Raw genomic sequence first — 9,663 nt, 5'->3', positions numbered from 1 at the left:
GCGGCCACGGCGGTCGCGGCCCCGGCCCGGACGCGGGCCCCGCGGACCCCGGCCCCCACCCCGGGCGACCCGCCCGGCACCACCGCCATCGCCCCGGCCACCTCCGAAGCGGCCACCGTCGGCGCCCTGTTCACCGGCGCCGTCGGCGCCGGCCACCACTTCTGCACCGCGAGCGTGCTGCACAGCCCCACCGGCAACCTGCTGCTCACCGCCGCCCACTGCCTGGACGACCCGGGCGCCGTCACCTTCGCCCCCGGCTACCGCGACGGCCGGGCCCCGTACGGCACCTGGCGGGTCACCGCCGTGCACACCACCGCGGACTGGGCCCAGGACGGCGACCAGGACGAGGACTTCGCCGTCCTGGAGACCGCCCCCGACGACGCCGGTCGCCGGATCGAGGACGTCGTCGGCGGCAACACCCTCGGCACCGACGAGCCGTTCGGCACCGCCGTCCGCCTCTACGGCTACCCCTCCGGAGGCGAGCGGCCCCTGCTGTGCACCAACACGACAGGCCGGCAGAGCCCCTTCCAGCGCGTCGTCGACTGCCCCGGCTACCCGGCCGGCACCAGCGGCGGGCCCTGGATCTCCACCACCACCGGTCACGTCATCGGCACCATCGGCGGCTACCAGGAGGGCGGGAACACCGAAGACACCTCCTACAGCGCCCTCTTCGACCACGCGGTCGCGGCCCTCTACGAGGAGGCCGTCGCCGCTGCCTCCTGACCACCCTGACCGCTCGGGGCGCTCCCGGGACGGTGGGGCAACCACGCCGCCCCGGGGGAGGGTTGGCGGGTCCGGCGCGGCCGGAAAACGAATCAGGCCCAGTCCGGTGGCAACTCGCCACTGGCCTGGGCCTCTTCGGCACTTCTCGCGAAGTGCCCCCGGTAGGATTCGAACCTACGCACCCGCCTCCGGAGGGCGGTGCTCTATCCCCTGAGCTACGGGGGCTTGCTCGGTGTTGTCGTCGCGTTCGCTTCGACGTGGAGAACACTACCAGGCCCCGAGCGTGCTCCGTGCACGGGTTTCCGCGGGGGCCGGGCGGACCGCCCGGCGGAAGTGCGCAAAGGCCGGACGGGGCGGCGGGGCCGCCGATACCCTCGGTGAGGTGTCGGGAGTGTCCGGGCGGGTCCTCGTGGTGGACGACAGCGAGGTGATCCGCCAGCTGATCAGGGTCAACCTGGAGCTCGAAGGCTTCGAGGTGGTGACCGCCGCCGACGGTGCCGAGTGCCTGGAGGTGGTCCGCCGGGTGAAGCCCGACGCGGTGACGCTGGACGTGATGATGCCGCGACTGGACGGCCTGCGGACGGCGGCCCGGCTGCGGGCGGCGCCGGGCACCCGGCTGCTGCCGATCGCGATCGTGAGCGCCTGCACGCCGGCCGACCTGGATCTGGGGGAGTCGGTCGGGGTGGACGGCTACCTGGGCAAGCCCTTCGACCCGGCGGACCTGGTCGCGCTGGTGCGGCGGCTGGTGGACCTCGGCCGCGCGCCGGGGGCCGCGGACGGGTTTCGCCCTCAGCGAACGGACGGGAGCGATCGGGGCTGAGCGGCGCGGCCCGGGCGTCTCAACCGGTAAACCGGGTGGCGGGTGCCCTCCCCCTCTCGCCTACCCTTGGCCTCGTGACCCCCGCAGAGCTTTCCCAGGCAGTCCAGGCCGCAGTGAGCGCCGCCGTCGAGGCGGGCGAGCTGGCCGTCGCCGTGCCCGAGCACGTGACGGTCGAGCGGCCCAAGAACAGGGACCACGGCGACTACGCGACGAACGTGGCCCTCCAGCTCGCGAAGCCGGCCGGCAAGCCGCCGCGAGCCGTGGCGGACGTCCTGGCCGCCCGCCTGCGAGGGATCACCGGCGTCACCAAGGTCGACATCGCCGGTCCGGGCTTCCTGAACATCACCCTCGACACGGCCACCCAGGGCGAGCTGGCCCGCACCGTCGTCGAGGCGGGCGCCGCCTACGGCCGCAACGAGGCGCTCAAGGGCCTGAGGATCAACCTGGAGTTCGTCTCCGCCAACCCGACCGGCCCGATCCACATCGGCGGCGTCCGCTGGGCCGCCGTCGGCGACTCGCTCGCCCGGGTGCTGCGCGCCTCCGGCGCCGACGTCACCACCGAGTACTACCTCAACGACGCCGGCGTGCAGATCAGCAAGTTCGCCGCCTCGCTGCAGGCCGCCGCGAACGGCCGCGAGGTGCCGGAGGGCGGCTACGTCGGCGAGTACATCGTCGACATCGCCAAGGCGATCACCGAGGCCGTCCCGGGCCTGCTGGAGAAGGACGAGGACGAGCAGCTCCAGGTCTTCCGCACCGAGGGCCTCAAGCTGATGGTCGCCGAGATCAAGCGCTCGATGGACGAGTTCGGCACCCACTTCGACGTCTGGTTCTCGGAGAAGTCGCTGCACGACTCCGGCGCCGTCGGCAAGGCCATCGAGCGGCTGCGCGAGCAGGGCCACGTCTTCGAGCAGGACGGCGCCATCTGGCTGCGCACCACCGACTTCGGCGACGACAAGGACCGCGTCCTGGTCAAGGCCGACGGCGACACCACCTACTTCGCCGCCGACGCCGCCTACTACCTGTCCAAGCGGGACCGCGGCTCCGAGGTGTCGGTCTACATGCTGGGCGCGGACCACCACGGCTACGTCAACCGCCTCAAGGCCATCGCCGCCTGCGCGGGCGACGACATGGACCGCAACATCGAGGTCCGGATCGGCCAGTTCGTGAAGATGCTCCGCGACGGCGAGGAGGTCCGCATGTCCAAGCGGGCCGGGAACATCATCACGATCGACGACGTCGTCGAGTGGATCGGCGTGGACGCGGCCCGCTACACCCTGGCGCGCTCCTCCACCGACTCCACCATCACGCTCGACATCAACGTGCTGACCAGCCAGACCAACGAGAACCCGGTCTTCTACGTCCAGTACGCGCACGCCCGGATGTGCTCGGTCCAGCGCAAGGCCGGCGAGCTGGGCATCACCCGCTCCGCCGACTTCAAACCCGAGCTGCTCGCCACCGAGTGGGAGTCCGACCTGCTCGGCCAGCTCGGCGAGTTCCCGCGCGTCCTGGCGACGGCCGGCGAGCTGCGCGAGCCGCACCGGGTCGCGCGCTACCTGGAGGAGCTGGCGGGCACCTACCACCGCTTCTACGACAACTGCCAGATCCTGCCGAAGGGCGACGAGGAGGTCACCGACCTCACGCACGCCCGGCTCTGGCTCGCCGACGCGACACGCACCGTGATCGCCAACGGCCTGACGCTGCTGGGCGTCTCGGCGCCCGAGCGGATGTAGGCACCACCCCCATGTGCACAGCGGGGGCGGCGGACGGTCAACGGGGACCGTCGCCGCCCCTCGCCATAGGTCGAGGGAACCAACGACATGTCTCGCTCCGCACACCCCGCAGGCCCCCGGCACGGCGACGTGCTGCCCGAGGGCCACTACCAGGCGCCGCCGAGCGACCTGAACGCGCTCGACCCCAAGGTCTGGTCCCGGACCGTCGCCCGTGACACCGAGGGCGTGGTCACCGTCGGCGGCGTCGACGTCAAGCGGCTGGCCGCCGAGTTCGGCACCCCGGCGTACGTCATGGACGAGGCCGACTTCCGGGGCCGGGCGCGCGCCTGGCGCGACGCGTTCGGCGCGGACGCCGACGTCTTCTACGCGGGCAAGGCCTTCCTCTCCAAGGCCGTCGTGCGCTGGCTGCACGAGGAGGGCCTCAACCTCGACGTCTGCAGCCCGGGCGAGCTGGCCGTGGCGCTGGCCGCCGGGATGCCGCCGGAGCGGATCGCGCTGCACGGCAACAACAAGTCCGTGGACGAGCTCGAACACGCCGTGAAGTCCGGGGTCGGACGGATCGTGGTCGACTCCTACGAGGAGATCGAGCGGCTCGCGGCGATCGCCGGCCACCAGGGCGTGCGCCAGCCGGTGCTGATCCGGATCACCGTCGGCGTCGAGGCGCACACCCACGAGTTCATCGCCACCGCGCACGAGGACCAGAAGTTCGGCCTCTCGCTGACCGGCGGAGCGGCCGCCGAGGCGGTCCGCCGGGTGCTGGCGCACGGCGCGAGCCTGGAGCTGCGCGGCATCCACTCGCACATCGGCTCGCAGATCTTCGACACCGCCGGCTTCGAGGTGGCCGCCCGCCGGGTGGTCGGCCTGCTGGCGTCGATCCGCGACGAGCACGGCGTCGAGCTGCCCGAGATCGACCTCGGCGGCGGCCTCGGCATCGCCTACACCAGCGAGGACGACCCGCGCGAGCCGGCCGAGATCGCCGCCGCGCTGGCCGACATCGTGCGCCGCGAGTGCGCCGCCGCGAGCCTCGCCGCGCCCCGGCTGAGCGTGGAGCCGGGCCGGGCGATCGTCGGCCCGACCGCGTTCACCCTGTACGAGGTCGGCACCGTCAAGCCGCTGGAGGGCCTGCGCACCTACGTCAGCGTGGACGGCGGGATGTCCGACAACATCCGCACCGCGCTGTACGACGCCGAGTACTCGGTGGCCCTGGTGTCGCGCACCAGCGAGGCCGAGCCGATGCTGGTCCGGGTGGTCGGCAAGCACTGCGAGTCCGGCGACATCGTCGTCCGGGACGCCTTCCTGCCGGCCGACCTCGCCCCCGGCGACCTGGTCGCGGTGCCCGCCACCGGCGCCTACTGCCGCTCGATGGCGAGCAATTACAACCACGCCCTCAAGCCCCCCGTGCTCGCCGTCCAGGACGGCGCGGCCCGGGTGATCGTCCGGCGCGAGACGGAGGAGGATCTCCTGCGTCTCGATATCGGATGACGAAATCCTTGTCTCAGATCATGGAACGACCGTAGATCCGTACGGAAAGTCCCGGAGACTGGTAGGAACCGAAAGTCCGGCGGGCCCCCGAAAACCCGCCGGAACGACCGAAGCACGATGGATGAGCGGAGTCGGATGATGCGTACGCGGCCGCTGAAGGTGGCGTTGCTGGGCTGTGGTGTGGTGGGCTCCGAGGTGGCGCGCATCATGACGACAGACGCCGCCGACCTCGCCGCGCGCATCGGCGCGCCGGTCGAGCTCGCCGGCATCGCGGTCCGCCGGGCGGGCCGCCCCCGCCCGGGGGTGCCCGAGCACCTGCTGACCACCGACGCCGAGGCCCTGGTCAACCGGGGCGACATCGACGTGGTGATCGAGGTCGTGGGCGGCATCGAGCCGTCCAAACACCTCATCCTGTCGGCGTTCAAGCAGGGCGCCTCGGTGGTCAGCGCCAACAAGGCGCTGCTCGCCAAGGACGGCACCGAGCTGCACGCGGCGGCCGCCGAGGCCGGCGTGGACCTGTACTACGAGGCCGCGGTGGCCGGCGCGATCCCGCTGCTGCGCCCGCTGCGCGAGTCGCTGGCCGGCGACCGGGTGAACCGGGTGCTGGGCATCGTCAACGGCACCACCAACTTCATCCTCGACAAGATGGACACCACCGGCGCCGGGTACTCGGAGGCGCTGGAGGAGGCCACCGCGCTCGGTTACGCCGAGGCCGACCCGACCGCCGACGTGGAGGGCTTCGACGCCGCCGCCAAGGCCGCGATCCTGGCCGGCATCGCCTTCCACACCAAGGTGACCGCGGCGGACGTCTACCGCGAGGGCCTCACCGAGGTCACCGCCGCCGACATCGCCTCCGCCAAGGCGATGGGCTGCGTGGTGAAGCTGCTGGCGATCTGCGAGCGGGCCGCCGACGGAGAGTCGGTCACCGCGCGCGTCCATCCGGCGATGATTCCGCTGTCGCACCCGCTGGCCTCGGTCCGCGAGGCGTACAACGCGGTGTTCGTGGAGGCCGAGGCGGCCGGCCGGCTGATGTTCTACGGCCCGGGCGCGGGCGGCGCGCCGACCGCCTCGGCGGTCCTCGGCGACCTCGTCGCGGTCTGCCGCAACAAGCTCGCCGGTGCCACCGGCCCCGGCGACTCGGTGTACACCCGGCTCCCGGCCAAGCCGATGGACGAGGTCGTCACCCGCTACCACGTGAGCCTGGACGTCGACGACCGCGCGGGCGTGCTCGCCCAGGTCGCCTCCGTCTTCGCCGAGCACGGCGTCTCCATCGACACCGTGCGCCAGCAGGGCCGCGACGGCGACGCCTCGCTCGTCGTGGTCACCCACCGCGCCACCGACGCCGCGCTGTCGGCGACGGTGGACAAGCTCCGCGCACTCGACAGCGTGCGCGACGTGGCCAGCATCATGCGGGTCGAAGGGGAATAGGAACAGATGATGAGCAGCGTTGCCGAGAACGCCGCCCGTGGCACCCGTACCCACCAATGGCGGGGCCTGATCGAGGAGTACCGGGACCGCCTGCCGGTCAGCGCGGCGACCCCGGTGGTCACCCTGCTGGAGGGCGGCACCCCGCTGGTCCCCGCCCAGGTGCTCTCCGAGCGCACCGGCTGCGAGGTCTACCTCAAGGTCGAGGGCGCCAACCCGACCGGGTCCTTCAAGGACCGCGGCATGACGATGGCCATCTCCAAGGCGAAGGAGGACGGCGCCCAGGCCGTCATCTGCGCCTCCACCGGCAACACCTCGGCCTCCGCCGCCGCCTACGCGGTGCGGGCCGGGATGGTGTCGGCGGTGCTCGTCCCGCAGGGCAAGATCGCCCTGGGCAAGATGGGCCAGGCGCTGGTGCACGGCGCGAAGATCCTCCAGGTGGACGGGAACTTCGACGACTGCCTCACCCTTGCGCGTGAACTGTCCGAGAAGTACCCGGTGGCGCTGGTCAACTCGGTGAACCCGGTCCGGATCGAGGGCCAGAAGACCGCCGCCTTCGAGATCGTCGACATGCTCGGCGACGCGCCGGACATCCACGTGCTGCCGGTCGGCAACGCGGGCAACATCACCGCGTACTGGAAGGGCTACCGGGAGTACGCGGCGGACGGCCTGGCCGCCCGCACCCCGCGGATGTGGGGCTTCCAGGCCTCCGGTTCGGCCCCGATCGTGGACGGCGCCCCGGTGCTCCAGCCGCAGACCATCGCCACCGCGATCCGGATCGGCAACCCGGCCTCCTGGGACTACGCGCTCGCCGCGCGGGACGAGTCGGGTGGTTTGATCGACAAGGTGACCGACCGTCAGATCCTCTCCGCGTACCGCCTGTTGGCCTCCCAGGAGGGCGTCTTCGTGGAGCCCGCCTCGGCCGCCTCGGTGGCCGGCCTGCTGGCCAAGGCGGAGGCCGGCCTGGTCGACCCGGGTCAGCGGATCGTCTGCACCGTGACCGGCAACGGCCTCAAGGACCCGGACTGGGCGGTGGCCGGCGCGCCGCAGCCGCAGATCGTGCCGATCGACCCCGAGGCGGCCGCCCGCCGCCTGGGGCTGCTGTAGTAAATCGCGCCCCCGGGGGCGCGGGGTCGAGTAGCGGCCCCCACCGGGCCGACCCTTTCGGGGGTCGGCCCGGATTGCGTTCTTGACTGACACTTTTGTGTCAATTCATCAGTGCTTTCCGATCCGATTCCCGCATGCATTCCGGCCAGAAGCGGCAACACACCAGATCGAAGGCCCACGGGGTGTACCGCTGTGGAACCTCTCTTCGATACTCTGGGTCCGGCCGTGTGGCACATGCCCCGGGTCCGGCCCCTCACGGGCCGCACCACCGACTGTGACCGTCCGCCCCGGCCGGGGCCCGCGGCCCGCTCCCCACCCTCGCACCGACGCGCTTCGCGCCGCCCGATTTCCCCAGGAGAGTCCACCGCATGGCCGGTCCTGCGTTCCGTGCCGCCGCCGTCCGGGTCCGGGTTCCCGCGACCAGCGCCAACCTCGGCCCGGGTTTCGACGCCTTCGGACTCGCGCTGGGTCTGTACGACGACGTGGTCGTCCGGGTCGCCGACTCCGGGCTCTCCGTCGACATCGCCGGCGAGGGCGCCGACACGCTCCCGCGCGACGAGCGCCACCTGCTGGTCCGCTCGATGCGCGCCGCCTTCGACCGCCTCGGCGGCCAGCCGCGCGGCCTCGAAGTGGTCTGCGCCAACCGGATACCGCACGGCCGCGGCCTGGGCTCCTCGTCCGCCGCGATCTGCGCCGGCATCGTCGCCGCCCGCGCCGTCACCATCGGCGGCCCGTCCGCCCTGGACGACGACGCCCTGCTGGCCCTCGCCTCCGAACTGGAGGGCCACCCCGACAACGTGGCGGCCTGCCTGCGCGGCAACTTCACGGTGGCCTGGACCGAGGAGGACACCGCCCGGGCGATCGCCCTGGAACCGTCCGCCGAGGTCGTCCCGGTGGTGTTCGTCCCGGCCACCGAGGTGCTCACCGAGACCGCCCGGGGCCTGCTGCCCAGGACCGTCCCGCTGGCCGACGCGGCCGTCAACGCCGGCCGCTCCGCGCTGCTGGTCGAGGCGCTGACCCGGCGGCCGGAGCTGCTGCTGACCGCCACCGAGGACCGGATCCACCAGGACTACCGGGCCTCCGCGATGCCGGACAGCGCCGCGCTGGTGGCCGCGCTGCGCGCCGAGGGCGTGCCCGCGGTGATCTCCGGCGCCGGCCCGACCGTGCTCGCGCTCACCGACGAGGCCGGGGTGGAGAAGGTCCTGGGCTTCGCCGGTGACCACGGCTCCGGCGGTCCGGTGTTCGCCGCTCACCGGCTGGAACTCGACCGGACCGGCGCCTCGGTGCTCCCGCTCGACGTCTGAGCACGCCGTCCGGGCCCGGCCGTCCGGACACGATTGGCAAGCGCAAGGCTGGGGAATGTCTGAGGGGGTCGGTAGTGTTAACCTCATTGCTGCACCAGGTGCCCTCCGGGGCTCGGTGCGCCGCGTCCCCATCCCAGCACTCCGCACCAGCGGAGTCCCGGCGATGCACGGGGCGACGATTCTCCGGGAGCCCACCGCAGCGCGTACGCAGCCTGCCTGCGCGACTTGCGGCCGCATCCCGAAGCCGTGACGGCACCTGACTCCCACCCGCGGCCTCCCACCTTGAGGCCAGGACGGGCGGAGCACGGGCCACCGTCACGCGACGGGGGCCCGGGATTCGCAGGCAGCGTGGGGGCACCTCCCGGCCGGAGGCCGGGGGGAGGGTCGTGACACGACCGTCCCGCCACGCCACTCAGCACCACCGTGCTTCTAGCACCGCACCTCGCAGCCCTCTCCCGACTGGCACCCAGCGCCATTCGGGGGATCACCGCCTCGGACCGACGCAGTCGAGCGTTGGTCAGGACAGCACAACCGGTCGCCGAGCCAGACAGGCCGACGTCCGCTCCAGGGAAGGACCCTTAGTGAGCGACACCACCGATCTGATGGGCGCGCGCCCGGACGCCGACGCGTCGGACGCCGCCGCCGCCCCCGCGGCCCCGGCGCGGCGCCGCCGTACCGCCGCCGCGGGCCTGGACGGCATGGTCCTGGCCGAGCTGCAGAAGCTCGCCGCGGACCTGGGCATCACCGGTACCGGACGCATGCGCAAGAGCCAGCTGATCGAGACCATCAAGGAGAAGAGCGGCGGCGACCCGCTGCTCGCCGGCGCCACCGCCGCTCCGGCCGCCAAGCGCGCCGCGAAGGCGGAGACCGCCGAGCCGGCCGAGAAGCCGGCCCGCCGGACCACCAAGGCCGCCGCCCGGGCCGAGGCCCCCGCCGCCGCCGAGGCGCAGGCCCAGATCGAGATCCCGGTTCAGGCCGCCGCCGAGACCGCCGCGCCCGCCCGTACCGAGCGCACCCGCCGCCGGGCCACCTCGGCCTCCGGCACGGCCGCGGCGGCGCCCGGGCCCCCGGG

The 9,663-nt window shown here is 73.0% G+C and carries 8 protein-coding genes and 1 tRNA gene; 8 read left to right on the top strand and 1 reads right to left on the bottom strand.

Annotated features, from left to right (window positions below; all coding sequences use genetic code 11):
- The coding region (locus tag ABD308_RS01605; protein WP_344324291.1) for a trypsin-like serine peptidase at positions 1-723 on the top strand (723 nt) is incomplete at its 5' end.
- A gap of 153 nt (positions 724-876) precedes the next feature.
- Here ABD308_RS01605 and ABD308_RS01600 read toward each other — a convergent pair.
- Positions 877-948, bottom strand: a tRNA-Arg gene (locus ABD308_RS01600).
- 157 nt (positions 949-1,105) lie between these two features.
- Here ABD308_RS01600 and ABD308_RS01595 point away from each other — a divergent pair.
- The 7 genes from ABD308_RS01595 to ABD308_RS01565 all read left to right on the top strand — a co-directional run.
- The gene (locus ABD308_RS01595; protein ID WP_344324288.1) at positions 1,106-1,543 is read left to right on the top strand and encodes a response regulator; all 438 of its coding nucleotides are present in this window, start codon (positions 1,106-1,108) and stop codon (positions 1,541-1,543) included.
- A gap of 74 nt (positions 1,544-1,617) precedes the next feature.
- The gene (gene argS / locus ABD308_RS01590; protein ID WP_344324285.1) at positions 1,618-3,273 is read left to right on the top strand and encodes an arginine--tRNA ligase; all 1,656 of its coding nucleotides are present in this window, start codon (positions 1,618-1,620) and stop codon (positions 3,271-3,273) included.
- Positions 3,274-3,360: 87 nt separating this feature from the next.
- Positions 3,361-4,755: a diaminopimelate decarboxylase gene (gene lysA, locus ABD308_RS01585; RefSeq protein ID WP_344324282.1), complete on the top strand. Its 1,395-nt coding sequence runs from the start codon at positions 3,361-3,363 to the stop codon at positions 4,753-4,755.
- 135 nt (positions 4,756-4,890) lie between these two features.
- Positions 4,891-6,183 carry a homoserine dehydrogenase gene (locus ABD308_RS01580; protein WP_344324279.1) on the top strand — a complete coding sequence of 431 codons (1,293 nt, stop codon included), beginning with the start codon at positions 4,891-4,893 and terminating at the stop codon, positions 6,181-6,183.
- Positions 6,184-6,192: 9 nt separating this feature from the next.
- Entirely contained in the window at positions 6,193-7,287 is a 1,095-nt protein-coding gene (gene thrC / locus ABD308_RS01575) for a threonine synthase (RefSeq protein ID WP_344324276.1), read from the top strand.
- Between the two features lie 368 nt (positions 7,288-7,655).
- A complete protein-coding gene (thrB, locus tag ABD308_RS01570) occupies positions 7,656-8,591 on the top strand; it encodes a homoserine kinase (protein WP_344324273.1) in 936 nt (311 codons plus the stop codon).
- Positions 8,592-9,172: 581 nt separating this feature from the next.
- A partial coding sequence (locus tag ABD308_RS01565; protein WP_344324270.1) for a Rho termination factor N-terminal domain-containing protein occupies positions 9,173-9,663 on the top strand: 491 nt, incomplete at its 3' end.

The sequence above is a fragment of the Kitasatospora putterlickiae genome (assembly GCF_039527695.1).
Classification (GTDB): Bacteria; Actinomycetota; Actinomycetes; order Streptomycetales; family Streptomycetaceae; genus Kitasatospora; species Kitasatospora putterlickiae.
Note: the sequence above shows the minus strand (reverse complement) of the source record. Positions and strands in the feature narration are given on the sequence as shown.

What these genes read in the sequence shown, in the direction of transcription:
- thrB (WP_344324273.1), top strand. Translation starts at nt 7,656, where the DNA reads ATGGCCGGTCCTGCGTTCCGTGCCGCCGCCGTCCGGGTCCGGGTTCCC.
- lysA (WP_344324282.1), top strand. Translation starts at nt 3,361, where the DNA reads ATGTCTCGCTCCGCACACCCCGCAGGCCCCCGGCACGGCGACGTGCTG.
- ABD308_RS01580 (WP_344324279.1), top strand. Translation starts at nt 4,891, where the DNA reads ATGATGCGTACGCGGCCGCTGAAGGTGGCGTTGCTGGGCTGTGGTGTG.
- thrC (WP_344324276.1), top strand. Translation starts at nt 6,193, where the DNA reads ATGAGCAGCGTTGCCGAGAACGCCGCCCGTGGCACCCGTACCCACCAA.